This window comes from Rhodopseudomonas sp. P1 (genome assembly GCF_039642825.1).
Taxonomy (GTDB): domain Bacteria; phylum Pseudomonadota; class Alphaproteobacteria; order Rhizobiales; family Xanthobacteraceae; genus Rhodopseudomonas; species Rhodopseudomonas palustris_H.
This window is the reverse complement of the sequence record NZ_CP088006.1, coordinates 3,013,438-3,037,112: the sequence shown is the minus strand read 5'-3', so window position 1 is coordinate 3,037,112 and position 23,675 is coordinate 3,013,438. Positions and strand designations below refer to the sequence as shown.

Below are 23,675 nucleotides of genomic sequence, written 5' to 3'. Positions count from 1 at the left end.
TCGCGCCGCGCAGCCGCGATCGTGCGAGGCTGCGCTGACGTTTGACATCGAGCCCGGCGCGCGCCAGAGTCGCCGCGGGTGGATACGACCCGCCGCTTGCGCCCCCTCAGGGAATGGTGAACGTATCAGAGCGACCCGTGCCCCCTTTTGCCAAGGCGAACGGAGTCAGTAACGCAAGCATCTGACCTGATCAGTTCGCCCTGCAGAGGGGTCATGATGCGCGATTTCCGCGACGCGAAGGCCATGGCGCAGACGCTGCGCGAGGCGATCAAGCCGAAAGCCGAACTTACCCATAGCGAGAGCCTGGAGCTGATCGCCAAAGTTCTGGGCTGCCAGAACTGGAATGTGCTGTCGGCGGCCGTCCAGTCCGCAGGAGAGCCGACGCGAAGCTCCGAGCGTGAGGAGGTTCGGCTCGATCCGGCGATCCTGGATCGCTACGTCGGTTTCTACGAGCTCGCCAATCAGGGTGTGATGACGATCAGCCGGGAGGGCGGACGGCTGGTGTCGCGGCTGACCGGGCAGCCAGGCGTGCCGCTGTTCGCCGAGAGCCGCACACAGTTCTTTGCCAAGGTCGTCGACGCGCAGATTAGCTTCGTCACTGACTCTTCAGGCGTGGCACAATCGCTGGTGCTGCATCAGAACGGTCTCGATATCCCGATGCCGCGCATCGACGCCGAAGAGGCTCGGCGGATCGAACAGCAGCTCGCCCAGAAACTGACGAGTAACCGCCCGAGTCCCGGCACGGAAGCTGCGCTGCGCCGACTGATCGACGGGATTTACACTGGTCAGCCCAACTACGATGAGATGACCGAGGTGCTGGCCAACGCCACCAGACAGCAACTGGCAAAGTTGCACGAGGAGATCGGCGAGGCCGGCGCGGTTCGGACCGTCGAGTTCGTCGGCGTCGGCAATGGCGGTGTTGATGTCTATCTGGTGCAGCACGAGCGGCGGCCGCTGTACTGGCGCATCGGCCTTGATGGCCGCGGCGCGATTTCGACCGCGTGGGTCGCGCCGGGGCTTTAACGCTCGAAGCGGCAGTACCCCGAAGTGCTATTTGATGATGGATGATCCGGCGTCATCGAGGAGTCTCGCCGCAGGTGGGGTTCAGTGCATCGATGACGCTGGCAAGCTGCATCTCGCGTTCACCAGCGGCGATGGTGCGTTTCAGCACGTCGAGCACGATGGCGGCGGCGCGGCGGGCGGCATCGACCAGGCTGAGATTGCGGGCGAGGCCCGCAATCAGAAGGCCGGTGTAGAGGTCGCCTGTGCCCGCCGCCGCCAGCTCCAGGCGCGGCGACGGCAGTCGGGTGGAGGTCGCGCCCTCGAACACGATGTTCTCGAGCGAGTCGTCCGGCGTATCCGCCAGCCTGCAACTGGTCACGACGACACGGGCTCCCCGCCAAGCCTGCATTTTGTCGATCGTGGTCTTGAGCTCGGACCATGTCGCCAGCGGGTGGCCGGCGATCAGTCCGGCCTCGAACTGGTTGGGCGTCAGCAGATCAGCCAGCGGCACGAGTTCGTTGCAGATGCAAGCGGCAACGTCATCGGGCACGAACACCCCGACATGGGAATCTCCCATCACCGGATCGCAAATGTAGGTGATGGCGGGATTGAGTTGTCGGGCGCGTTTGACGAACGCCGCCACCACCTCGCCGTTGGCGCGCGAGCCGAGATAGCCGGACACGATGTAGCGGCTGGTTTCGATCAGCCCGCGTTCTTCGATCCCGCGCAGCAGTTCGCCGACCAGCTCGGCGTCCAACACTCGGCCGCGCGTGCTCCCGAGGCCCGGATGATTGGAGAGCAGCGTCGTCGGCACCGCCGCCACGTTCAGTCCGTGCGCCTGCATCGGCAGCACGGCGGCGCTGTTGCCGACGTGGCCGTGCGCAACCTGGCTCTGGATCGAGATGATGGACGTCGTCATCGGCGTCGTTCCGTAGTTCATTTTGCAGCCGCCTCGGCGGCGGAGCGATCGGCTGTCGCGCCATAAGGGATGCGGCCGTTGAGCACAACATAGGCGAGTCCGCCGATCAGCAAGCCCCAGAATGCGCCGCCGATGCCGAGCAGCTTGATGTTCGCGGCCGAGGCCAGGAACGTGATCAATGCCGCCTCGCGCGAGGTCGGGTCTGCCATCGCCCCGGCGAGGCTGCCGCCGATGGTGCCGAGCAGGGCCAGACCGGCAAGGGTGGTGATGAAGGTGGCGGGAAACGCCATGAACACCGCAGCAAGCGTGACGCCGAACACGCCGACCAGCACATAGAAGCAGCCCGCCGCGATGCCGGCAATCCATCTCTTGGACGGGTCTTCGTGGGCCTCCCGGCCGGTGGCGATCGCAGCCGTGATCGCCGCGATGTTGAAGGCGTGCGAACCGAACGGCGCCATGATCAGCGAGCCGAGACCGGTGACGGTGACGATCGGATTGGCGCTGGTCTTGAACCCGTCGTTCCGCAGCACCAGCATCCCCGGCATGTATTGACCGGTGAGCGTGATCAGGAATAGCGGCAATGCGACCGAGAGCAGGGCGTTGAGTGAGAACTCCGGCATGCTGAACACCGGGGCCGCGAAGACGAGTTTGAGGCCGGAGAGATCGACGCGACCTTGCGTCAGCAGGAACGTGAGGCCGAGCAGCAGAATGCCGACCACGGCGTAGCGCGCGGAGAAGCGCTTGAACGCGACGTAAGCGGCAATCAGCAAGCCGACCAGCCACGGATCGACGCTGGCGCCGCCGAAAGCTCCAATCCCGAACTGCAGCAGAATGCCGGCAAGCAGCCCCGAGGCGATCCCGGGCGGAATCAGACGGATCACCCTTTCGAAATAGCCGGACAGGCCGAGCACGACGAACGCCGCCGCCGAGATCATGTAGGCGCCGATCGCCTCGGCATAGGGCGTCGTCGCCAGCGCGGTCACCAGAAATGCCGCCGCCGGCGTCGACCACGCGGTGATGATCGGCTCACGATAGTGCAGGCTCAGCAACAATCCGGTCAGTCCAACGCCGATCGAAATCGACCAGACCCAGGATGCCGTCAACTCGGGACTGAGGCCAGCGATCTTGGCAGCCTGAAACACCAGGATGAACGTGCCGCCGTAGTTGACGATCACCGAGATCAGGCCGGCGATAACCGGGTGGGTGAGGTCGCCGAGGCGGATCGGAGAAGGCGGGGGGCGGGACGGCATGCGGTCGACAATCCTCTGCTGGAAGCGAGGCGAGCTCGATGGATTGACATCTAGCTGTCAGGTGGCCTGATGTGCCCGGCCATTCTCCGCCACAAGGGCAGACCAATTGTTCAAGCACTCCCAGCTCGAATCCGTCAAAGCGTGGGTCGCGCATCCGGCTCATGCGGCGATGCCGCTGCACGCGCGGGTGCAGCGTGCCATCCGCCAGCTGATCGTCGATGGTGCGCTGGGCGCAGGCAAGCCGCTGCCGGCATCGCGCGCGCTTTCTCAATCGCTCGGAGTGTCGCGCGATACGATCGAAGTCGCCTATGGCCAGCTTCACGCCGAGGGCTTCATTGAGCGGCGGGTGGGCAGCGGCAGCTTCGTTGCGGAGATGACGGAGTTCACGCCGGGCCGCCGTCTGGCGCAGCGGGACGCGCTGCTCAGCAACCAGGCGCCGAAGCTCAGCAAGCGCGGAGCCGCGATGTTCGGCAGCGGCGGCATTCGCGAGCAGCTGTTGCCGAGGCCGTTCGTCCATGGCGTGCCGGAAACGCGGACATTTCCACTTCAGCTCTGGGAGCGATTGGAGCGCCAGGTCCGCAAAGAGATGAGGACGCAGACCTTGCTCCACTGCGATCCGCAGGGCAGCGAGCCGCTGCGCCGCGCCATCGCCGACTACGTCAACCTCGAACGCGGGGCACGCGCCTCCGCGGATCGCGTTCTGGTGCTCACGAGTTCGCAGCAGGCGCTGTCGCTGTGCGCGAATATGCTGCTCGATCCCGGCGATCGGATCTTCATCGAAGATCCAGCCTATTACGGCGCGCGCAAAGCATTCGATGCAGCAGGCGTTGAGTGCGTTCCGATTTCGGTCGACCGTCAGGGCCTCAGTGTCGACCAGATCACCGCCCAGCCGCGCCGGGCCAAGGCGGTGTTCCTGACGCCGTCCCACCAGTTTCCGACCGGCGCGACACTGGCGCTGGACCGGCGCCTCGCACTGATTGAGTGGGCAACGCGGCACCAGACCTGGATCATCGAAGATGACTACGACAGCGAATTTCATTACGCCGGCAAGCCGACGGCGTGCGTGCAAGGTCTCGATCCTCACGACCGGACGATTTACATCGGCACCTTCACCAAATCGCTGTTTCCGGGCCTGCGGATCGGATACGTCGTGTTGCCGCCGCAGCTGGTGAAGCCGATGACGGTTGCGCGCACGCTGCTGGATGGTCACAGCGCCTCGATGGCGCAACTGACGCTGGCCCGGTTCATGGAGGGCGGCCATTTCGGCGCGCATGTCCGCACCATGCGCGGTGTCTATGCGACGCGCCTGGACGTCCTCGTCCGCCTCGTCCGCAGACATCTGTCCGGCTTTGTCGAGCCGCGCGTTCCGGTCGGCGGCCTGCAACTCCCCTGCGTGCTGTCGTGTGAACTGCCGGAGCGAACTGCGGTCGCAGCCGCACGCCGTGCCGGGATCGAAGTGCTCGGGCTGTCGGGGCTGCATCATGCCCGCGACGGTGAGGCCGGCTTCCTGATGGGCTTTGCTGCGTACACGCCGCTCGAGATCGAAGGCGCCGTCAAGAAGCTCGCCAAAGCGCTTCGGGCGGCAACGAAATCCTGAAGCCCCGGCGCGAATGGGGCGTCCTCAATTGGTCCGGTCTGGTTGAAGGAAATGGAGGGGAGAGCCAGACCACGACGTGCTATGTTATGCTGACTACTGTAGCCGCGGCCTCATACCGGAAGGACAGCCGGCCGGCCTCACTGATCGGAGGCGGATGGATACGATGCCTGCCAACCTCGAGCTTTCCCCCGACGAGATCGCACGCTTCGGCACCGATCCCACCGCTGTCTTTGCCGCCAATCTGACGCTGGTCCGCCAGCGCATCGCGGCCGCCTGCGATCGCTGCGGCCGGAGCACCGAGGATGTCCGCTTATTGCCGGTCACCAAGACGGTGCCGGCGAATGTGCTTCGCCTGGGCTATGCGGCCGGAATCTCCGAGTTTGGTGAAAACAAGCTGCAGGAGGCCCGCGATAAGCGCGCCATCCTCGCGGATCTGCCGATCCGCTGGTCGATCATCGGCCACCTCCAGACCAACAAAGTGAAGTATCTCGTCCGGTTCGCTTCCGAATTCCACGCGCTCGACAGTCTGCGGCTGGCCGACGAGCTCAATCGTCGCCTGGATGCGGAGGGGCGGGATCTCGATGTGTTCGTGCAGGTGAACACCTCCGGCGAGGCAAGCAAATACGGCCTAGCGCCCGGCGAACTCGTCCCGTTTGTCGAGCGTCTGTCCGACTATCCACGGCTCAAGCCACGCGGCCTGATGACGCTGGCGGTCTTCAGCGCCGACACCGAACGCGTCCGCGGCTGCTTCCGGCTGCTGCGCGATCTGCGGGACCGCACGGTGAAGATCCATCCCGATCTGACGCAACTGTCGATGGGCATGTCCGGCGATTTCGAAGTCGCGATCGAGGAGGGCGCGACCGTGGTGCGCGTCGGACAGGCGATCTTTGGCGCACGGCCGACCACCGACCGGTTCTATTGGCCGGACGCAAGCTTCGATCGGTAGTTCGGCAGACTAAACCTTACCCTTGTTCTTCTTTGCGCGGCTTGCGCTGGGCGCGTTGCCGGACGTCGTCGATGCGTCCTTCGGCGGTGTCGCGGAACAGGGCGGCACGGACCAGCAGCATCAGCGTCACTGGCGTGGTGATGGTGACGAAGCCGAGGATCAGCACCTCGTGCAGCAGCGGCCGCATCTGCAGCAGCGAGAAGCACAGCATCGACGCGGCGACGATGAAGGCCGTGCCGAGTGTGGTGCCAAGGGTCGGCGCATGGGCGCGCTGGTAGAAACCGCGCAGCCGCAGCAGTCCGATCGATCCGATCAGCGTGATGCCGGCGCCGAACAGCAGCAGCAGCGCTACGATCCATGCCGCCCAGGCGGGAAGATCCGTCGCGTGAGTCATTCGATCACCTCGCCGCGCATCAGGAATTTCGACAAGGCCACGGTGCCGACGAAGCCGAGCAGGGCGATGATCAGCGCCGCCTCGAAATAAACGTCGGTGCCGGTACGGATGCCGACGGTCAGCATCAGCAGCATGGCGTTGACGTACAGGGTATCCAGCCCAAGCACGCGGTCCTGCGCGCGGGGTCCAACCAGCATCCGATAGGCAGCGCAGGCCATGGCGAGGGCGAGCATCACCTGCGCAATCACGACCGACCAGGTCAGCACCAGACTGCTCATTCGAAGATCTCCAACAGCAGACGCTCGTAGCGCCCCTTGATGCGTTCGACCCACTCGCTCTCGTCGACCAAATCCAGCACGTGAAGCTGCAGCACGCCGGTCTCCCGGGTGAAGTTCACCCACAGCGTGCCGGGCGTCGAGGTGATGATGCAGGCCAGCACCGCGAGCCCCTGACGGCTGCGCAGATCGAGCGGGATATCGACGAAGCCGGAGGTGATATTGTCGCGCTGGCCGCCGAGGATGATGCTGGCCACCGCGATATTCGACCGCACCACGTCGATCAGCACCAAGCCGGTCAGCCGGATGATCGCGCCCGGATTGCGCACGCGGTCGGAGTCCGATTGCAGCAGGCTGAGCAGCCAGCCGCCGATCCACGCGAACAGACTGCCGAGCAGGATCGGTCCGAGCGCGATGCTCTGGCTCAGCCATAGCCACATCGCCAGCAGGCACAGCGAAATCAGCGGGAAGGGCAGCACCCTGTTCATGAGCCGCCTCCGGTCTTCACCCGCGTCGCAACCGGCGCCAGCACGCTGTCGGTATAGGCGGCCGGCGCATGTAGCGAATTGGCCGCGCCCTGCATGTAGGTCATCGCCGCCTGCGGCTGCACGGTCATCGCCGCGCAGCCGAGCAGCAGGAGTGCGATCGGGACGATCTCCGCAAGCCGCACCCGGGGATCGGCCCGCTCGCTGGGCGTCCACAGCGTGCGGATGCCGGCGCGGGTCATCGCGATCAGCATGGTGAGACCGGACGCCATCAGCAGAGCCAGCAGCGTCCAGTGCAGCGGCGAGATGCTGCTGCCGGTGTCCTCGCCGAGCAGTGCTGTCAGCATCGCGAATTTGGCGATGAAGCCGGACACCGGCGGCAGGCCGGCGATCACTGCGGCGCAACCCACGAAGCACCAGCCGAGGATCGCCATCGAGGCGGGGATCACCATCCCGACTTCCTCAGCGTCCGGATCGTCAGGCATGTCTTCGCCGTAGGCTTCGCGCGTCACCGCCAGCATGTCGGCACCGGGATCGCGGCCGCGTTCCAGCAGTTCGATCAGCATGAAGAACGCGGCGATCGCGAGTGTCGAACTCACCAGATAGAACAGCGCCGAGGCTGTGACCGCAGGCTTGCCGGATGCGGCCGCGACCGCCAGCACGGTGCCGGACGACACCAGCACCGCGTAGCCGGCGAGCCGCGAGATTTCCTGCGATGCCAGCGCGCCGATCAACCCGAACAGAATGGTGGCGATGCCGGCGGCGATCAGCCACTCGCTGCCGAACAGCGCTGAAGCGCCGCTGCCGGCGCCGAAGAATAGCAGCGACAGTCGCAGCAGAATGTAGATCCCGACCTTGCTCATGATCGCGAAGATCGCCGCGACCGGCGCCGCTGCGGCCGCATAGGTGGTCGGCAGCCAGAAACACAGCGGCCACATCCCGGCCTTGACCATGAAGGCGACGCCGAGCACGGCGGCGCCGGCTTCGAGCAGCGCCCGGTCCTGCGCCGGCACCTGCGGAATTCGGATCGCCAGATCGGCCATGTTGAGCGTGCCGGTGACCGCGTAGATCAGGCTGACACCGATCAGGAACAGCACAGAAGCCGTTAGGTTGATGGCGATGTATTGCAGCCCGGCCCGCACCCGTGCCTGCCCCGAGCCGTGCAGCACCAGGCCGTAGGACGCGGCCAGCAGCAGCTCGAAGAACACGAACAGGTTGAACAGATCGCCGGTCAGGAAGGCACCGTTCAGTCCCATCAGCAGGAACTGCATCAGCGAGTGGAAATGTGCGCCGACCCGGTGCCACCGCGCCGTCGCGAAGATCGTCGACGCGAAGGCGAGCACGCTGGTAAGCGCTAGCATCAGCGCCGACAGCCGGTCCGCCACCAGCACGATCGCGAACGGCGACGGCCAGTCGCCGAGACGGTACACCGCGATCGGCGCCGCTCCGGTCGCGGTCGGAAGATCCGCGGCGCGCATCAACAGCAGCGCGATGATGCCCATGATCACTATCGAGGCGAGATTGGCGAACGCCTTGATTTGCTGATAGCGCTCGTCGATCAGCAGCATCGCCGCGCCGACGAACAGCGGCAGCAGGATCGGCAGGATGATCAGATGGTCGGTCCAGCTTGTCATTCGTGGTCCCGGCCGTCGACGTGGTCATTTCCGGTCAGGCCGCGCGATGCCAGCAGCACCACCAGGAATAGCGCCGTGGTGGCGAAGCTGATGACGATGGCGGTGAGCACCAGCGCCTGCGGCAGCGGATCGGCGAACGCCTGAGGATCGGCGATCTGTCCCTTCTCCAGCACGGCGGCGGCGCCGACCTTGAGGCGCCCCATGCTGAAGATGAACAGGTTTACCGCGTAGGACAGCAGCGCCAGGCCGATGATCACCTGGAAGGTGCGCGGCCGCAGTAGCAGCCAGACCCCGCAGCCGGTCAGCACGGCGATGGCCAATGAGACGATCAGTTCCATCGGCTGGCCTCGGGCGTTGCGGCGCGGCCGCCGGAGGGGCGGCGATGGCCGCGGATCGATTGGTGGGCCAAGGCCAGCAGCATCAGCGCGGTGGCGCCGACCACCAGCGAGAATACGCCGAGGTCGAACAGCGCCGCGCTGGCGAGTGGCACCTTGCCGATCAGCGGGATCTCGGCGTAGGCGAAGGCGGAGGTGAGGAACGGACGTGCCAGCGGTAGCGCCGCGGCGCCGGTGAACAGCGCCAGCAATAGCCCGATGGCGATCCAGCGCAGCGGATGGATGCGGAGCCGCGCTTCAATCCAGCGGGCGCCGCCCGCCATGTATTGCAGGATCAGTGCTGCGGCCATCGCGATCCCGGCAACGAAGCCGCCGCCGGGCTGATCATGACCGCGCAATAGCAGATACATCGCCGCGATGAAGATGAACGGAAACAACAGCTGCATGATCATCGCCGGCACCGCGAGATAATCGGCGATGGTGTCGCCCTTGCGGCGATCGGCGTCGGCGTCGTCGTGTTCGTCCTGCAGCCGCTGCTGCTCGGGGATGTCGATACTGTCGGCGGCGGGGCGGAAGCGGCGGAGTAGGGCGAACACCGTCAGCGCCACCACCGCCAGCACGGTGATCTCGCCGAGCGTATCGAAGCCGCGGAAGTCGACCAGGATGACGTTGACGACGTTGGTGCCGCCGCCGTCCGCGTAAGCGTGGCGCATGAAGAACTGCGCGATGCTGTCGGGCGCGGCGCGGGTCATCACCGCATAGGCCAGCAGCGCGACGCCGATGCCGGCGGCCGCTGCGATCGCGAGGTCGCGGATCCGCTGAACACGCTTGAGCACGCTGCGGTTGGCGGTGATCTCGCCGGTCTCGAGCTGCTTCGGCAGCCAGCGCAGCCCGAGCAGCAACAGCACCGTGGTGACGATCTCGACGCCGATCTGGGTCAGCGCCAGGTCGGGTGCCGAGAACCAGACGAAGGTGAGGCAGGTGGTCAGTCCCGATCCGCCGATCAGGATCAGCGCCGCCAGCCGGTGGAATTTGGCCACCGCCGTGCCGCCGAGTGCGCAACCGATGCCGACCGCCCACACCACGGCGAGCGCCGGATCGATATCGTTGAACGCAACCGGCGCGAGGCTGAGACCGCGCATCAGTACTGGAACTGCGGCTGCAATCAACGCGACGCAAACCAGCAAAAGCAGTTGCGGCTGCAGCCGGCGGGTGCCGAACACGCGCTCGATCGCGCGGGCCCAGCGCCACGACACCGTCACCAGCACGAGGTCGAACACCCGCTGGGTCTTGAAGCGTCCGGCGAACAGCGAGCTTGTCAGCCCCTGCTGCAAGGGCTCGCGCAGCATCACGTACAACAGAACGCCGCCGATCAGCGCGATCACGCTCATCAGCAGCGGCCAATTGAAGCCGTGCCAGACCGCGAGGCTGTAATACGGCGTCGCCGCACCGAGCACCGCATGCACCGCGAGCTGCAGGAACGGCCCGATCGTCAGCGACGGCACGATGCCGACTACCAGACAGGTCAGCACCAGCAGCTCGACCGGAAACCGCATCCAGCGCGGCGGCTCGTGCGGCGTGCGGGGCAGGTCGACCGGCGGCGGGCCGAAGAACACTTCGCGGATGAAACGCAGCGAATACGCCACCGTGAACATGCTGGCGAGCGTGACGATATAGGGCAGGGCATCGTCGAGCAGCGAGCCGTCATGGGTCTCGATCGTCTCGGCGAAGAACATTTCCTTCGACAGGAAGCCATTCAGCAGCGGCACGCCGGCCATCGCCGAGGCGGCGACAATCGCTAGCGCGCCGGTCTTCGGCATGAACTTCCAGAGACCGCTGAGCCGGCGCAGATCGCGCGTGCCGGTTTCGTGGTCGATGATGCCCGCCGCCATGAATAGCGACGCCTTGAAAGTTGCGTGGTTGAACACGTGGAAGATCGCGGCCACCAGCGCCAGCGGGCGGTCGAGGCCGATCAGCAGCGTGATCAGGCCGAGATGGCTGATGGTGGAGTAGGCCAGCAGGCCCTTCAGGTCGCGCTGGAACACCGCGAGGTAGGCGCCGACGATGAAGGTGGCGAGGCCGGTGGTGCCCACGATCCACAGCCATTCATTGGTGCCGCCGAGCACGGGCCACAGCCGAACCAGCAAGAACACGCCGGCTTTCACCATGGTGGCGGAGTGCAGATAGGCGGAGACCGGCGTCGGCGCCGTCATCGCCCGCGGCAGCCAGAAATGGAACGGAAACTGCGCGCTCTTGGTCAGCGCGCCGAGCAGGATTAGGATCAGCGTTGGCACGTACAGCGCGTGGGCGCGGACTTCGGTGCCGGCTGCCAGCACGGCGTCGAGGTCGTAGCTGCCGACGATATGACCGAGCACCACGACGCCGGCGAACAGGCACAGCCCGCCGGTGCCGGTGATGGTCAGCGCGACACGAGCGCCTTCACGCGCCGCGGCGTTGTGGTGCCAGTAGCCGATCAGCAGAAACGAGAACAGGCTGGTGAGCTCCCAGAAGAACACCAGCTGGATCAGATTGCCGGACAGCACGATGCCGAGCATCGCGCCCATGAAGCCCTGCAGGAACGAGAAGAACCGCGGCACCGGGTCGGACGGCGACATGTAGTAGCGCGCGTACAGCACGACGAGGGCGCCGATCGCGGTGATCAGGCAGGCGAACGCCCAGGCGAAGCCGTCCAGCCGCAGCGTGAAGTTCAGGCCGAACTGCGGCAGCCAATCGAGCTGATAGCGGATCGGCGCAGCATCGGCACCGGGATACAGCAGCACCAGCAGGAACAGACAGCCGAGCGCAACGGCCGCCGCGAGCCAGGCCTCGGCATTACGCGCGTTGGCAGGCAGCAGCGCCGCAAGCAGGCTGCCGGCGAACGGGAGAAGGATCACCGCGAGAAGAAAGACGTTCTGCGGCATTCCTCGGTCCTTCCAATCCTGTTCGTCGCTCCGCAGCCCTTTCGGCAACGTTCTTGGTCACGATTCATTTTATGGGGTTCGAAGGCGCCCGGAGCAAGACCAATGAGCCGCGTCGATCGCGCGCGGCCTGAAAAAGCCCTCGGCAGATGCGACTTTTTGGCTCATTCGGGCAGGGCCGGCAGTCGAGGCTCTACAGCTCGACGAGATCGACCTGATGATCGGGCAGGGACTGCGCGAGCTCGGCGACATGGCGGTGATGAGTAAAAAGGATGATCTGGCGCTGGCGGCCCGCCTCGGCGAGCAGGCGCAACGTCGTCACAGTCCGCCTGTCATCGAAGCTAGCGAGCAGATCGTCACCGATGAACGGTAGCGGCTCGGACGCGCGGCGTTCGAGCAGCGCCAGCCGCAGCGCCAGGAACAACTGATCGCGCGTGCCCTCGCTCAGCCCGGGCAGAGAGACGCGCTCGCCCGAGGCGCGACGCGCCACCAGCGTCGGCTCGTCCTGATCGCCGTAATCAATCCCCAATCCCGCGAACGCATCCGCCGTCGCCAGCGCGAACAGTTCACCGGCGCGGGCGACCATCGGATCCTGCACCTTAGCACGGTGGAGCTCGACCACGCGGCGGGCCAGTAGCGCCGACGCCGCGCGTAGCAGCCAGCTTTCGGCGATGCCGATCAACTCGGCGGCGGCCTCGCGGCGCCGAACGGCGGCACCCGCGGCGTCGCGGCCCTTGGTCAGCGTCTCCAATTCGCGCTGGCGCTGATACAGCGTCGCGGAGGCGTCCGAGATGTCCTGGAGCAATCGCGCCTGTTGCTCGGTGGCACTGGCGATGTCGGCCTGCAGCCGGTCGAAATCGATGCCCTCGCGCTCCTGTCGAAGCGCGGTCTCGTCGTGGCCGTCGGCGACCTCGAGCAGTTGCCGCCGCAGCTCCGTTTGTTCGGTCTGCAATTGCAGCCGGAAGCTGAGCCTCGATAACAGCTCCGGCACAGCGGCAATCTCGGCGTCCAACGCCTCGCCGGCGCGCTGCAGCGTCTCGGTGGTCGCGGCGAGTTCAGTCGCCAGCGCGCCGAGGCTGATCGTCCGCTTGGCGGCGTTGTCGTGCAGGCGGCGGCAGGCTTCGCTGGCGCGGCGCGCCTCCACTAACCGCTCGCCGATGCGCGCAACGGCGTCCTGGGCCGCGAGGCTGATCAGATCCGGCGCGACCCGGCCGACGAGATCGGCGACATCGCGGTCGAACTCCTGCAGGTCCGACGTGATGGTATCGACGCTGCGGCCCTCGCGCTCGTAATTGGCGCGCGGCACGCCGACCGAATTCCACACCGTCAGCGCGGCTTCGGCCTGAGCCGGCGAGGCATCGACGCCAAGCCCGATCGCCGTCATGGTTTGCGGCCAATGCTGGCGCAGCTCGGCGAGTTGGCGCTCGCAGTCCAGGCGCGCGGCCTCGGCTTCTGCCAGATCGCGCGCGATCCGGTCTCGGGTCGCGGCGCGCGCCTTGGCGTCGCTCCAGGCCGCGACCAACTGATCGTACCGCCCCTTGGCCTCGCGATACAGCACGCCGGCCGCCGCGTTCGCGTCGGACTGGCGGCCGACGCTGTCGAGAAAGCCGAGGATCGCCGCCTTGCCGTCGCCGCGTGCCATCTCCTGCGTGGCGATGCCCGCACGCTGCTGGTCACACTTCGCCAGTCTGGCGATGATCTCGTCGACCCGGTCGCGCCAGCGCAGCATCTCGGCCGCACCCAACGGCTGCAGTTCCGATGCGGCCCAGGCCTTGGTCCAGCGCTCGGTGATATCAGCAAGTCCCTGCTGCAACCCTACGCGTTTTTCGTCGACACGTTCGCGCTCGCTACGTGTTTCCGCAAGCCGCCGCTGCGCGTCCTCGTGCAAGGCGGCGCGTTCGGTATCGCTCAGCAGCGAGTCGGTGATGTCGTCGATCGTGCGCGACGCTTCGGCGACATCGTCGAACCGGAGTCGGCGCTCGCCGCGATCGCCATCGAGCGCATCGTAGAGCGCGCCGAGGCGGTCGTCGCGAGTCTGCCGGGCGGCGATCAGATCGGCCTTCGTCGGCACCGCGCCGGCGCTCGACAGTTTGGCCAGCTCCGCTTCGGAAGCTGTGATCGCCGCATCGTACTTGGCGATCTCGGCATCGAGCCGCTTCAATTCGGTTTCGCTGAGTTCGAACGCGCTGGCGAATTTGATGATGATGGCGCGGTCGGGCACCGGCAGCGCGCGCACCCGGTCGAGCGGACCCGGCGCCGGATCGAGCGCGGCGAGGGCGCACCCGATCGCTTCGTATTCGACCGCGAGCGCGGCGCGATCACGACGCAACCGGTCTTCCTGCGCCGGAATGTCGCCGAGCGCCTCGAAGCGCTGGCGCAGCGGTTCGAGATCGACGAGATGAGGATCGTCGCCGGTCACGGCGGCACTGTCGAGCTCACGCTTCGCCCGCGCGTGCCGGGCTTCGAGTTCGGCCAGCTCCTGAGTGGTGCGCCGCATCTTCTCGAGGCGGTAACGGGCGTCGGCGAGCGCCGGTTCGGTCGGCAGGGAAGTCAGCAGCTCGACATGGGACGGAAGGCCGAGACGGCGCGCACAATCGTCCAGCGCCGCTTCTGCGACGGCGCGGTCGTGACGGCGCCGCGGCAGATCTGCCGCCGCTTTCCGCACCGCGCCGAGCCGCTCGCGCAGCGCCTCGATCGCAGCGGCTTCCGCGAGCAGCGCCTCGTCGACGTCGATCGTTGCCAGCTCGGCGGCATCTGCCGCGGCAGCGGCGTCGACTGCGGCGATCCCGGCCTCCAGCGCGGTCTTGCCGTCGAGCGCGGAACGCCATTCGGCGAGCCGTTGCTCGGTCACGGCCGGCAGGTTGGCGAGTGCCTGAAGTTCGGTCTCGATGCGATCGAGCCGGGCGAGTTGCGAACGCACCCGCTGCGTTCGCTGCCACCGCGAAAGCTTGCCGCCGCAGGCGGCGTGCTCGGTCTTCAGCCGCTCCAGCTGCGCCTCGGCGTCCTGCACCGCGGTTTGGAGTTGCCGCAGTGCCTCGCTGGTGACAATGGCGTTGCGCAGCTCCTTGTCGGCGGCGTCGCGGCGGTCGGCCGCGAGATAGAACGGCTTGCTGCCGGATTTGCGCGGCGTGAACAGCTCATCGGCCTGCTGCTGCAACCGGTCCTTGATGCGGGACAGTTCGGCCATCCCGGCCGAACTCGACGCCAGGGTTTCAGCTAGATCGCCGCCGGCGCTGATCAGCTTGGTGCCGCCTTCGCGCAGCGCCTGCGAGGTCATGCCGAATTCGCGGTCGAAGGTGACGCGCGAGACGTCGCCGAGCAGGGGCGCGAAGTGATCGTCGGGTAGGGCACGATCGTCGGCATCGAGCAGCGTGTTCTTGTTGCCCTTGCGCCGGCGCGCCGCGATCAGCCGACCGTCGGAATGGCGAAAGCTGCCGCCGATCCGCAGCAGTTTGCTGTCGTGCTTGAAATCGTAATCGGTGCGGGCGCCGAAGCCGAACAACAGATCGCCGATCGCCGTCAGTGCCGAGGTCTTGCCGGCTTCGTTGGCGCCGAGTACGACGTGCAGCGACGCCTGCGGTGCGAACGACAGCACGCGGTCGGTGAAGAGGCCGTAGCGCTCCAGGGCCAGCCGCTCGATCCTCACGACAATTCTCCGTTGAGCAGCGCGCGCGCATCGTCGCTCAGGCTGGCGAGAAGTTCGGAAGCGTTGAACTCATCATGCAGATCGCGCGGCAACTTCGCCTTGACAGCCTCGGTCAGCTCGGCTAGCGCCGCGGCAAAGCTGGGATCCTGCGCGCCTTCGTCGAGTAGGGCGGCGACGTCGATATCGTCGCCGTTCGGCTCGGCGGCCGCGGCGCGCGCCGGCATCGAGGTCTTGATCTTGAGCTGCTCGATCCAGCAATCGGCGGCGAGCTGCAGCGCGCCGGCGCGCAGATCGTCCTGCAGCGTTTCACGGTTCACCAGCAACTTGTTGTGCAGCGGCGTCGCGCCGGTCAGCGTCACCCGGACCGCCAGCGCGCGGCCTTCGCTTCGTTTATGCAGCTCGGCGAGCCGTTCGCCGACCAACACGGGAATCTGCGCTTCCTCGGTGCTGCCGGACAGATCGATCGTCAGATGCTCCCAGCGCGCACCGTCGAGCGCCAGCGGCGTGACGTCGACGATGCTGCCGTCCTCGACGGTCACGCGCATCGCGCCCTTGGGTCCGGTCTCGCGGACGCTGCGGCCCTGCAGATTGCCCGGAAACACCACCCACGGATCGCGGCTGACGATCTCGGCGGCGTGGACGTGGCCGAGCGCCCAATAGTCGTAGCCGAACCGCTTGAGGTCATCGAGGCTGCACGGCGCGTAGCCTTCGTGACCGCGGGTGCCGTCGAGCGAGGTGTGCAGCACGCCGATATTGAGCCAGCCTTCGCGGCGCGCCGGGTAGCCGGCGACGAAATCGGCGTTGACCCGGTCGGCGAAGCTGCGGCCGTGAAGCGCCACGCGATAATGTTCGAGTTCGACGGTCGCGGCCTTGGTCGGAAACACCTTGACGCTGTCCGGGTAGGGCAGCCCACGCGACATCAGGCTTTCGGCGTCGTGATTGCCCTTGACGATAAACACCGGAATTCCGGCGCGATGCAGCGCGCCGATCGCGCCGACGAAGAACAGCCCGGTGGTGACGTCCTTCCAGTCGCCGTCGAAGATGTCGCCGGCGATGATCAGGAATGCGGCACCACTGGCGATGGTCTCGTCGACCAGCGCCTGGACGGCCTTGCGTCCGGCCGCGGCGAACCGCTGGGCAACGTCGTTGTCCTTGGTCCGTAGCCCTGCCAGCGGGCTGTCGATATGGAGGTCGGCGGCGTGAATGAAGGTGAATCGCATGGTGAAGGTCTGGGAGTCCGAACGTAAGGTCGGGCAGCGCGGTATAATGCGGAGCCCAAGCGTGTGGTCGGCATAAACGTGCAGCGATTCAATTTTTAGATTCAATCTGTACTTGCGATCAAGCGTATGATCGCGCCTGGATGGCGGCGCGAAGGAGCCGTCGTGGTGATTGCGTTGGTCGGCGCGTGGGCGAAATGACGCCGATGCGTGATTACTGCACTGAGATCAGGTGCCGCGCCCCCCTGGCGGCGCAGACAACCGCATGAACAAAGGAGCTTCTCGAGTGGACATTCCGCGGATCTTTACCGTCAGCGAAAGCGCGCATCGCATCCACAATCCGTTCACGGCCGAGAAGCTCGCGGCGCTCGGCGCTTCGCTGCGGATGGAGCCGGGGACCCGCGTGCTCGATCTCGGCAGCGGGTCGGGAGAGATGCTGTGCACCTGGGCCCGTGATCACGGGATCAGCGGCACCGGGATCGACATGAGTCCTTTATTCACCGCGCAAGCGCAGCTCCGCGCCCGCGAACTCGGCGTTGCCGATCGGGTCACCTTCGTTCATGGCGATGCCGCCGGCTATGTCGCCGATGCGAAAGTCGGCGTGGCGGCCTGCGTCGGTGCCACCTGGATCGGCGGAGGCATCGGGGGCACGATCGATCTGCTCGCGAAGAGCCTGCAGGACGGCGGCCTGATTTTGATCGGCGAGCCCTACTGGCTGCGCCTGCCGCCGACCGAGGAGGTCGCCCAGGGATGCCGTGCCCAGGCGATCTCGGACTTCCTGCTGCTTCCGGATCTGATCGCGTCGTTCGACGCGCTGCATTACGACGTCGTCGAAATGATGCTGGCCAGTCAGGACAGCTGGGACCGGTACGAGGCCGCCAAGTGGCTCACCATGCGGCGATGGCTCGACGCCAATCCCGACGACGACTTCGCGCCTGAAGTCCGTGCCGAGCTGACCACGTCGCCGGAACGCTACACGCGGTACGGCCGCGACTACCTCGGCTGGGGCGTGTTTGCGCTGATAGCTCGGTAATGACTGTCGGGATCGTGCGGGCCCTCGGGCCTTGTTGAGCTTCAGATGGCCGCCAGCGCATTGGCGACACGCGCCTGGATCCGCGTCACGGCGGCCGCATCGAGCTGCTCGCAGCCATAGAACGATAGAAACGTCAGCTTGGCCTGCGGCGCGCAGGTGCCGAGAATCGCGGTCTTGAGGATGCGCTTGATCGGCTGGCGCAGCACCAGCCGGTCGACCCACCACGGGGACCCCAGCGTGGTGATCGCGACGACACGCCGGAGCGAGCGGAGGCGGGGACGGATGCGCCCCAGATCGGACGCGTGGTCGTAGGCGACCCCGGGCGCCCACACCCTGTCGAACCAACCTTTCAGGAGCGCCGGCATGCCGAACCACCAGGTGGGAAACACCAGCACCAGCGTTTCGGCCCACGACAGATCGTCGATCTCGGCCGCCAGCTCCGACCGGTCAAAGGCGGCGTAATAGCTCGACCGCTCGGCTGCGGTCAGCGCCGGCGCAAAGCCATCAACGTGAAGATCGAGCAGCCGGACCTCGTGGCCGGCGCGCGCCAGCACTGCCTGGGCATCGCGGCCGAGCTGTCCGCACAGACTGTCTGCGAGCGGATGTGCGACGACGACAAGGCATCTGGTCGGTGTCATGTGGCGCAGACCATAGCGCGAGTCGACGGGCTTCGTCGTGACGTCGATCCGGGATGAAATGCGACCTTAGGGGCAGGACCATCGACATCGACGCTGCTCCTTTGGGCTGGCTCACCCCATCCGTAATTCGCATAAGGTATATTATGGAATATATAGATACGTGAGATTTGCCAGATACTTGTCTGGCATACACAAAGTTCTGCGTGCGTAACGCTTCGTGGCTCTGGGTTTCCGTTTGGTCGACGCCTCGAAGCCGCGAGCATCTAGACCCTGGTCTCCGAATGATCGCTGCAGCATCGACGCCGCGACCAAGTTACAGCGCGCGATCATGTGCGCGGCTCGGTCATGCTGGCGCCTTGCGACAGGCTCAGCCGTGCCTCTGGACGCCTGCGCGACCGTCGCCCCAAGCCGTCCGCCGGTCGTGCATCGCTCGGAGCTGGGGCGTCTCCAGGCTCCGGTGCCGACCGGTCCGTCTCGGTCCCAGCGTGCCAGGCCGTCCGGCCGCAACCTTGGTCCGGTCGATGGCCCGGCCATCCACCGGCGGCTCAAAATCGCTTGACCGGACCAGCCGAAATGATGACCAAGGGCGCGTCGACATTTCGGGTGGGTTCTCACAAAAAGACCACGCGGGCAGGAGGAAGCGAGATGAGTTTTTCACGCAGGAGCTTGTTGAAGGCGTCGGCGGCGGCAGCCGCGATCGGTGGCATCGGTGCGCCTTGGGTGGCACGGGCCGCTGAGGCCGAATTCAAGTACAAATACGCCAACAACCTGCCCGACACCCATCCGCTCAACGTTCGCGCCCGCGAGATGTCGGCAGCGATCAAGGCCGAGACCGACGGCAAGGTCCAGATCGACGTTTTCCCGAACAATCAGCTCGGCTCCGACACCGATATGCTGAGCCAGATTCGCGCTGGCGGCGTCGAGTTCTTCACGCTGTCAGGCCTGATCCTGTCGACCCTGGTGCCGGCGGCATCGATCAACGGCATCGGCTTCGCATTCCCGGACTATGAGACGGTCTGGAAGGCCATGGATGGCGAGCTCGGCGGCTACGTCCGCGGCGAGATCCAGAAGGCCGGCCTGATGGTGATGGACAAGATCTGGGACAACGGCTTCCGCCAGACCACGTCCTCGACCAAGCCGATCAACGGCCCGGACGACTTCAAGGGCTTCAAGATCCGCGTGCCGGTGTCGCCGCTGTGGACGTCGATGTTCAAGGCGTTCGATGCAGCCCCCGCCTCGATCAATTTCAGCGAAGTCTATTCGGCGCTGCAGACCAAGGTGGTCGAAGGCCAGGAAAACCCGCTGGCGCTGATCTCGACCGCCAAGCTGTATGAAGTGCAGAAGTACTGCTCGCTGACCAACCACATGTGGGACGGCTTCTGGTTCCTGGCCAACCGTCGCGCCTGGGAGAAGCTGCCGCCGGACGTACGCACGATCGTCGCCAAGCACATCAATGCCGCCGCGGTGAAGGAACGCGAAGACACCGCCAAGCTCAACGCCACGGTCAAGGAAGAGCTGACCGCCAAGGGCCTGCTGTTCAATCAGCCGCCGGTGATGCCGTTCCGCGACAAGCTGCGCAGCGCCGGCTTCTACGCCGAGTGGAAAGGCAAATACGGCGATCAGGCGTGGTCGCTGCTCGAGAAGTCCGTCGGCAAGCTGGCTTAACGGCTGGCCGATATGGCGAGCGCCGACGCTTCCCAGCTCACTGCCGGTGAACGGCTCCACGCGCCGCAGCGTAAGACGCTGATCGGCGCGCTGGAGGCTGGGCTCGGCCTGATGGTCGAGATTCCGGCGGCGATCCTGGTCGTCGTCGAGGTCGTCGTGCTGTTCGCCGGCGTGGTATCTCGCTACGTCTTCCACAGTCCGCTGATCTGGTCCGACGAGCTGGCGTCGATCCTGTTTCTGTGGCTGGCGATGTTCGGTGCGGCGGTCGCGTTCCGGCGCGGCGAGCACATGCGGATGACTGCGATGGTGGCGGGGGCCTCCCCGCGCCTGCGCGCCTGGCTCGATCTGGTCGGCATCTGCGCGGCAATGGCGTTCCTGCTGCTGATCGCCGCACCGGCCTACGAATACGCCTACGAAGAGAGCTACATCACCACGCCGGCGCTGTCGCTCGCCAACAGCTGGCGCGCCGCCGCGCTGCCGGTCGGCATCGCGCTGATGGCGCTGTTCGCGGCTCTGCGGCTGATCCGGTTTGGTGATCTCAAGCTGGTGTTCGGCGCGGCGCTGACCGTCGCGCTGCTGATCGGCGCGTTCTGGCTGGCGCAGCCGCTGTTCAAGCCGCTCGGCAACCTCAATCTGGTGATCTTCTTCGTCGGCGTGGTTGCGACCTGCGTGTTCGCCGGCGTGCCGATCGCGTTCGGTTTCGGCTTGGCGATCTACGGCTATCTGGCGCTGACCACCACGACACCGCTGCTGATCCTGGTCGGCCGGATGGACGAGGGCATGAGCCACCTCATCCTGCTGTCGGTGCCGCTGTTCGTCTTCCTTGGTCTGCTGATCGAGATGACCGGGATGGCGCGGGCGATGGTGGCGTTTCTCGCCAGCCTGCTCGGCCATGTCCGCGGCGGCCTGCATTACGTGCTGGTCGGTGCGATGTATCTGGTCTCCGGCATCTCCGGCTCGAAGGCCGCCGACATGGCGGCGGTGGCGCCGGTGCTGTTTCCCGAAATGAAGGAACGCGGCGCGAAGCCGGGCGATCTGGTCGCCCTGCTCTCCGCCACCGGCGCCCAGACCGAGACCATTCCGCCGAGCCTGGTGCTGATCACCATCGGCTCGGTCACCGGCGTGTCGATCTCGGCGCTGTTTACCGGCGGCCTGTTACCCGGCGTGGTGCTGGCGATCATGCTGTGCGGCCTGGTGTGGTGGCGCTATCGCGGTGAAGACCTCAGCCACGTCAAACGCGCGCGCGGCAGCGAGATCGGCAAGGCCTTCGTCGTCGCCCTGCCCGCGCTGGCGCTGCCGTTCGTGATCCGGGCCGCCGTGGTCGAAGGCGTCGCCACCGCCACCGAAGTCTCGACCATCGGCATCGTCTATGCCGTGGTGGTCGGCATCCTGGTGTACCGCAAGTTTGATTGGCGCCGGCTGCGGCCGATGCTGGTCGAGACCGCTGCGCTGTCGGGGGCCATTCTGCTGATCATCGGCACCGCCACCGGTATGGCCTGGGGCTTGACGCAGTCCGGCTTTTCGCGGGCACTGGCGGCGTTGATGACCGGCCTGCCCGGCGGCTCGGCCACGTTCCTGGCGGTGTCGATCGTCGCCTTCGTGATCCTCGGCAGCGTGCTGGAAGGGATTCCGGCGATCGTGCTGTTCGGGCCGCTGCTGTTTCCGATCGCCCGCGCCGTCGGTATCCACGAGGTGCACTACGCCATGGTGGTGATCCTGGCGATGGGCATCGGATTGTTCGCGCCGCCGTTCGGTGTCGGCTATTATGCGGCCTGCGCGATCGGCCGCGTCGATCCCGCCGAAGGCATGCGCCCGATCTGGGGTTATATGCTGGCGCTGCTGATCGGCTTGATCGTGGTCGCGGCGATCCCGTGGATTTCGATTGGATTCTTGTAGAGGCGCTGCGGGGAGAACGCAGCGGCGCCGTCGTGAAGTGAGAGGCAGGTCGTCATGAGCACCCCGCAAGGTCATTACAGCATCGGTCTGGACAAGACCCCGGCCAACTTCGTGCCGCTGTCACCGCTGAGCTTCCTGGAGCGCACCGCCAACGTTTATCCGGAGCTGACCTCCGTGGTGTACGAAGGCCGTCACTACACCTGGAAAGAAACCCGCGCGCGCTGCCGACGCTTCGCCTCCTGGCTGACCCGTAGCGGTATCGGCCGCGGCGACACGGTGGCGGTGATGCTGCCCAACGTGCCGGCGATGGTCGAAGTGCACTTCGCGGTGCCGATGGCTGGCGCGGTGTTGAACGCGCTGAACATCCGGCTCGATGCTGCGGCGATCGCGTTCCAACTCGATCACGGCGGCGCCAAGATCATCCTGGTCGATCCGGAGTTTTCCAGCGTCGTCGCCGAAGCGCTGAAGCTGATGACCAAGCCGAAGCCGCTGGTGATCGACGTCGACGACAAGATGTTTCCCGGCAGCCACCGGATCGGTGAGCTCGAATACGAATACGCCGTTGCCTCCGGCGATCCGACCTTCGTCGGCCATCGCCCCGAGGACGAGTGGGATGCGATCTCCCTCGGCTACACCTCCGGCACCACCGGCAATCCGAAGGGTGTCGTCACGCATCATCGCGGCGCGTATCTCAACGCCGTTAGCAACATTCTTGCCGGCAATCTCGGCCAGCATCCGGTGTATCTGTGGACGCTGCCGATGTTCCACTGCAACGGCTGGTGCTTCCCGTGGACGATCGCTGCCGCGGCCGGCATCAACGTCTGCCTGCGCAAGGTCGATCCGGCCAAGATCTTTGAGCTGATCCCGAAGCACGGCGTCACCCATATGTGCGGCGCGCCGATCGTCTATAACGCGCTGATCAATGCACCCGAGGCGCCGAAGGGCGTTGCGACGAAGCCCGTCGTCGGCCTGATCGCCGGCGCGGCGCCGCCGATGGCTGTACTGGCCGGCGCCGAGACCATCGGCATCAAGCTGACCCACGTGTACGGCCTCACCGAAGTGTACGGCCCCGCCTCCGTGTGCGCCGAGCAACCCGGCTGGGACGATCTGCCGGTCGCCGAGCGCGCCAAGCTGAAGCGCCGGCAGGGCGTGCCCTACCCGATGCAGGAAGGCGTCACCGTGCTCGATCCGGAGACGATGCGGGAAGTGCCGCGCGACGGCGAGACCATCGGCGAGGTGATGTTCCGCGGCAACATCGTGATGAAGGGTTATCTGAAGAACGAGAAGGCCACCAAGGAAGCGCTCGCCGGCGGCTGGTTTCACACCGGCGATCTCGGCGTGCTCGACGCCGACGGCTACGTCATCATCAAGGACCGCTCCAAGGATATCATCATCTCCGGCGGTGAGAACGTGTCGTCGGTCGAGGTCGAAGACGTGCTGTACAAGCACCCGGCGATCCTGTTCGCCGCCGTGGTCGCCAAGCCGGATCCGAAATGGGGCGAAGTGCCTTGTGCCTTCGTCGAACTGAAGGACGGCGCCAGCGCCACCGAAGCCGAGATCATCGCCTATTGCCGCGAACACCTCCCCGGTTTCAAGACGCCGAAGAGCATCGTGTTCTCGTCGATCCCAAAAACCTCGACCGGCAAGATCCAAAAGTTCATGCTGCGCGATCAGGTGAAATCGGCGAAGGCGATTTTGGAGTAGCAGGCAGCGTCGTAACGGCGCGGGCACGGGACATACTGGGAAAGACCCCAGGTTCGTCATTCCGGGGCGCGAGCGAAGCTCGCGAGCCCGGAATCTATAACCCCTGTGCATGCTAATGAGT

Annotated in this window: 18 protein-coding genes; 7 read left to right on the top strand and 11 right to left on the bottom strand. The window is 66.0% G+C overall.

All coding sequences use genetic code 11. The annotated features are described in order from the left end of the window. Positions 1-147: 147 nt before the first annotated feature. Entirely contained in the window at positions 148-1,023 is an 876-nt protein-coding gene (locus LRC39_RS14095) for a DUF3471 domain-containing protein (RefSeq protein WP_346294708.1), read from the top strand. Between the two features lie 52 nt (positions 1,024-1,075). Here LRC39_RS14095 and pdxY read toward each other — a convergent pair whose 3' ends face one another. Together pdxY and LRC39_RS14085 are read right to left on the bottom strand one after the other, a co-directional pair. After that, a complete protein-coding gene (gene pdxY, locus LRC39_RS14090) occupies positions 1,076-1,942 on the bottom strand; it encodes a pyridoxal kinase (protein WP_346294707.1) in 867 nt (288 codons plus the stop codon). Further along, positions 1,939-3,171, bottom strand: a complete 1,233-nt coding sequence (locus LRC39_RS14085; RefSeq protein WP_346294706.1) for a benzoate/H(+) symporter BenE family transporter — start codon at positions 3,169-3,171, stop codon at positions 1,939-1,941. Before LRC39_RS14085 ends, pdxY begins: the two co-directional genes overlap by 4 nt. 106 nt (positions 3,172-3,277) lie before the next feature. Here LRC39_RS14085 and LRC39_RS14080 point away from each other — a divergent pair, with 106 nt between their 5' ends. Beyond that, entirely contained in the window at positions 3,278-4,768 is a 1,491-nt protein-coding gene (locus tag LRC39_RS14080; RefSeq protein WP_346294705.1) for a PLP-dependent aminotransferase family protein, read from the top strand. A gap of 163 nt (positions 4,769-4,931) precedes the next feature. Then, on the top strand, positions 4,932-5,714 hold the full coding sequence (locus tag LRC39_RS14075) for a YggS family pyridoxal phosphate-dependent enzyme (protein WP_346294704.1): 783 nt from the start codon (positions 4,932-4,934) through the stop codon (positions 5,712-5,714). 16 nt (positions 5,715-5,730) lie between these two features. Here LRC39_RS14075 and mnhG read toward each other — a convergent pair whose 3' ends face one another. From mnhG to LRC39_RS14035, 8 genes are all read right to left on the bottom strand, one after another. Then, positions 5,731-6,108: a monovalent cation/H(+) antiporter subunit G gene (gene mnhG, locus LRC39_RS14070; RefSeq protein WP_346294703.1), complete on the bottom strand. Its 378-nt coding sequence runs from the start codon at positions 6,106-6,108 to the stop codon at positions 5,731-5,733. Next, positions 6,105-6,386: a K+/H+ antiporter subunit F gene (locus LRC39_RS14065; RefSeq protein ID WP_107344711.1), complete on the bottom strand. Its 282-nt coding sequence runs from the start codon at positions 6,384-6,386 to the stop codon at positions 6,105-6,107. The genes mnhG and LRC39_RS14065 overlap by 4 nt, the downstream gene beginning before the upstream one ends. Continuing rightward, positions 6,383-6,871, bottom strand: coding sequence for a Na+/H+ antiporter subunit E (locus tag LRC39_RS14060; protein ID WP_107355762.1), 489 nt, complete (start codon positions 6,869-6,871; stop codon positions 6,383-6,385). Before LRC39_RS14060 ends, LRC39_RS14065 begins: the two co-directional genes overlap by 4 nt. After that, the gene (locus LRC39_RS14055; protein ID WP_346294702.1) at positions 6,868-8,502 is read right to left on the bottom strand and encodes a monovalent cation/H+ antiporter subunit D; all 1,635 of its coding nucleotides are present in this window, start codon (positions 8,500-8,502) and stop codon (positions 6,868-6,870) included. Before LRC39_RS14055 ends, LRC39_RS14060 begins: the two co-directional genes overlap by 4 nt. Continuing rightward, positions 8,499-8,840: a Na+/H+ antiporter subunit C gene (locus tag LRC39_RS14050; protein ID WP_107355764.1), complete on the bottom strand. Its 342-nt coding sequence runs from the start codon at positions 8,838-8,840 to the stop codon at positions 8,499-8,501. Before LRC39_RS14050 ends, LRC39_RS14055 begins: the two co-directional genes overlap by 4 nt. Continuing rightward, complete coding sequence (locus tag LRC39_RS14045; RefSeq protein WP_346294701.1) at positions 8,831-11,758, bottom strand: monovalent cation/H+ antiporter subunit A; 2,928 nt, start codon at positions 11,756-11,758, stop codon at positions 8,831-8,833. Before LRC39_RS14045 ends, LRC39_RS14050 begins: the two co-directional genes overlap by 10 nt. A gap of 190 nt (positions 11,759-11,948) precedes the next feature. Continuing rightward, on the bottom strand, positions 11,949-15,401 hold the full coding sequence (locus LRC39_RS14040; protein ID WP_346294700.1) for an AAA family ATPase: 3,453 nt from the start codon (positions 15,399-15,401) through the stop codon (positions 11,949-11,951). Next, complete coding sequence (locus tag LRC39_RS14035) at positions 15,398-16,621, bottom strand: metallophosphoesterase family protein (protein WP_346297508.1); 1,224 nt, start codon at positions 16,619-16,621, stop codon at positions 15,398-15,400. Before LRC39_RS14035 ends, LRC39_RS14040 begins: the two co-directional genes overlap by 4 nt. 283 nt (positions 16,622-16,904) lie before the next feature. Between LRC39_RS14035 and LRC39_RS14030 the strand changes: the two genes are divergently transcribed. Further along, complete coding sequence (locus LRC39_RS14030; RefSeq protein WP_346294699.1) at positions 16,905-17,651, top strand: SAM-dependent methyltransferase; 747 nt, start codon at positions 16,905-16,907, stop codon at positions 17,649-17,651. A 41-nt stretch (positions 17,652-17,692) separates the two neighbouring features. Here the strand turns inward: LRC39_RS14030 and LRC39_RS14025 are convergent, their stop codons facing one another. Then, the gene (locus tag LRC39_RS14025) at positions 17,693-18,289 is read right to left on the bottom strand and encodes an NAD(P)H-dependent oxidoreductase (protein WP_346294698.1); all 597 of its coding nucleotides are present in this window, start codon (positions 18,287-18,289) and stop codon (positions 17,693-17,695) included. A 645-nt stretch (positions 18,290-18,934) separates the two neighbouring features. Here LRC39_RS14025 and LRC39_RS14020 point away from each other — a divergent pair. Genes LRC39_RS14020 through LRC39_RS14010 form a run of 3 tightly spaced genes read left to right on the top strand, consistent with a single transcriptional unit; the run spans position 18,935 to position 23,554 of the window. Next, positions 18,935-19,954 (top strand): TRAP transporter substrate-binding protein, encoded by a 1,020-nt coding sequence (locus LRC39_RS14020; RefSeq protein WP_107344705.1) that lies wholly within the window; start codon positions 18,935-18,937, stop codon positions 19,952-19,954. Positions 19,955-19,966: 12 nt separating this feature from the next. Beyond that, the gene (locus tag LRC39_RS14015) at positions 19,967-21,850 is read left to right on the top strand and encodes a TRAP transporter large permease subunit (protein ID WP_346294697.1); all 1,884 of its coding nucleotides are present in this window, start codon (positions 19,967-19,969) and stop codon (positions 21,848-21,850) included. Between the two features lie 54 nt (positions 21,851-21,904). Beyond that, positions 21,905-23,554 (top strand): acyl-CoA synthetase, encoded by a 1,650-nt coding sequence (locus tag LRC39_RS14010; RefSeq protein WP_346294696.1) that lies wholly within the window; start codon positions 21,905-21,907, stop codon positions 23,552-23,554. Positions 23,555-23,675: the final 121 nt, after the last annotated feature.

Excerpts from the sequence above, each read along its gene's own strand:
- pdxY (WP_346294707.1), bottom strand. The coding sequence starts at position 1,942 with ATGAACTACGGAACGACGCCGATGACGACGTCCATCATCTCGATCCAG.
- LRC39_RS14085 (WP_346294706.1), bottom strand. The coding sequence starts at position 3,171 with ATGCCGTCCCGCCCCCCGCCTTCTCCGATCCGCCTCGGCGACCTCACC.
- LRC39_RS14075 (WP_346294704.1), top strand. The coding sequence starts at position 4,932 with ATGCCTGCCAACCTCGAGCTTTCCCCCGACGAGATCGCACGCTTCGGC.
- mnhG (WP_346294703.1), bottom strand. The coding sequence starts at position 6,108 with ATGACTCACGCGACGGATCTTCCCGCCTGGGCGGCATGGATCGTAGCG.
- LRC39_RS14065 (WP_107344711.1), bottom strand. The coding sequence starts at position 6,386 with ATGAGCAGTCTGGTGCTGACCTGGTCGGTCGTGATTGCGCAGGTGATG.
- LRC39_RS14060 (WP_107355762.1), bottom strand. The coding sequence starts at position 6,871 with ATGAACAGGGTGCTGCCCTTCCCGCTGATTTCGCTGTGCCTGCTGGCG.
- LRC39_RS14055 (WP_346294702.1), bottom strand. The coding sequence starts at position 8,502 with ATGACAAGCTGGACCGACCATCTGATCATCCTGCCGATCCTGCTGCCG.
- LRC39_RS14050 (WP_107355764.1), bottom strand. The coding sequence starts at position 8,840 with ATGGAACTGATCGTCTCATTGGCCATCGCCGTGCTGACCGGCTGCGGG.
- LRC39_RS14045 (WP_346294701.1), bottom strand. The coding sequence starts at position 11,758 with ATGCCGCAGAACGTCTTTCTTCTCGCGGTGATCCTTCTCCCGTTCGCC.
- LRC39_RS14035 (WP_346297508.1), bottom strand. The coding sequence starts at position 16,621 with ATGCGATTCACCTTCATTCACGCCGCCGACCTCCATATCGACAGCCCG.
- LRC39_RS14025 (WP_346294698.1), bottom strand. The coding sequence starts at position 18,289 with ATGACACCGACCAGATGCCTTGTCGTCGTCGCACATCCGCTCGCAGAC.
- LRC39_RS14020 (WP_107344705.1), top strand. The coding sequence starts at position 18,935 with ATGAGTTTTTCACGCAGGAGCTTGTTGAAGGCGTCGGCGGCGGCAGCC.
- LRC39_RS14015 (WP_346294697.1), top strand. The coding sequence starts at position 19,967 with ATGGCGAGCGCCGACGCTTCCCAGCTCACTGCCGGTGAACGGCTCCAC.
- LRC39_RS14010 (WP_346294696.1), top strand. The coding sequence starts at position 21,905 with ATGAGCACCCCGCAAGGTCATTACAGCATCGGTCTGGACAAGACCCCG.